Source organism: Oleiphilus sp. HI0079 (genome assembly GCF_001635105.1).
The window spans coordinates 1-1459 of sequence record NZ_LWFT01001196.1; the positions used below are offsets into that span (position 1 = coordinate 1).

The following is a 1459-nucleotide window of genomic DNA, read 5'->3' on the forward strand; positions in this document are numbered from 1 at the left end:
GATTCGACATAACGAGTCAACAAACCATCAAGAAAATCGTTCGCGTCTGGTTCGTATATGTAGTCAGAATGATGTTGAAGCTCGTGTTCTTCTGAAGATGCTAGAGAAAGGAGTTGATGTACTCCCGGTTCTTGCGTCATGGTCGTGACGAACTTGTTGTAAACAACATACAGTCGATCAATCTCGCCTTTATCAAACGCATCTAGCATCACCTTCACAGAACCAATCAGCTCATGTGCTGAAGGCTCATCGCCAAGATGACTCAATGCAGCGACGACATTGCCACCGTAGTTCTTAAAAAATGAGATAGCCTTGGAACCGATGGCACAAACATCCACCGAGACCTCTTTAGCATCCCATTCTTTCATGTCGGCCAGTGCACGTTTGAACAAGTTAACGTTCAAACCACCACACAAACCGCGGTCTGTTGATACAACAATATAGCCGACACGTTTTACATCACGATCTTGCAAATATAAGTGATTATATTCTGGATTCGCATTTGCCAAATGACTAACCACAGAGCGGATCTTATCTGCATATGGTTTACCCTGGCTCATACGCTCTTGCGCTTTACGCATCTTACTCGCTGCTACCATTTGCATAGCGCTCGTAATCTTTTGCGTGCTTTTAACGCTTGAGATCTGATTTCGTATTTCTTTACCAACGGCCATTGTTAGTTGCCTTTAAAGTCTCGTTTAAAAAAACTCGATTAAAGGGGCGAACCCCTTTAATTACCAAGTTTGGGTAGACTTAAATGTCTCCAATGCACTCTTGATACCGCTAGCGATATCATCGTTGTAGTCGCCCTTTTCGTTGATCTTAGCCATAAGATCCGCTTGCTCCGCATTCATGTAAGAAAGCATTGCCGCTTCGAAATCAACCACTTTATTCACTGGAACATCGTCAAGGAAACCTTCATTGGCTGCGTATAAAACTACACCCATCTCAGCAACACTTTGTGGAGCGTACTGCTTCTGTTTCATTAACTCTGTAACACGCTGACCATGCTCAAGCTGCTTACGAGTCGCCTCATCAAGATCCGAAGCGAACTGAGCAAATGCTGCAAGTTCACGATACTGAGCAAGCGCTAGACGCACACTACCACCAAGCTTTTTGATGATCTTAGTCTGAGCTGCACCGCCTACACGAGATACAGAAATACCTGCGTTCATCGCTGGACGAACACCGGCGTTAAACAGGTTTGTTTCCAAGAAGATCTGACCATCGGTAATCGAAATTACGTTTGTCGGAACGAACGCTGAAACGTCACCACCTTGTGTCTCGATGATCGGGAGAGCGGTCAAAGAACCTGTCTGGCCTTTAACAGCACCATTAGTAAACTGTTCTACGTACTCTTCGCTAACGCGAGACGCTCGCTCAAGAAGGCGCGAGTGCAAGTAGAATACGTCACCAGGATATGCTTCTCGGCCCGGTGGACGACGAAGAAGCAATGAAA

At 45.5% G+C, this 1459-nt stretch carries 1 protein-coding gene and 1 pseudogene; both read right to left on the reverse strand.

Annotation, left to right across the window (positions count from 1 at the left end):
- Nucleotides 1-674 (reverse strand): ATP synthase F1 subunit gamma (atpG, locus tag A3750_RS21345; protein ID WP_068548792.1); only part of this gene is annotated, 674 nt, incomplete at its 3' end.
- 60 nt (nucleotides 675-734) lie between these two features.
- A pseudogene (locus A3750_RS21350) lies at nucleotides 735-1459 on the reverse strand (F0F1 ATP synthase subunit alpha); the annotation flags it as partial.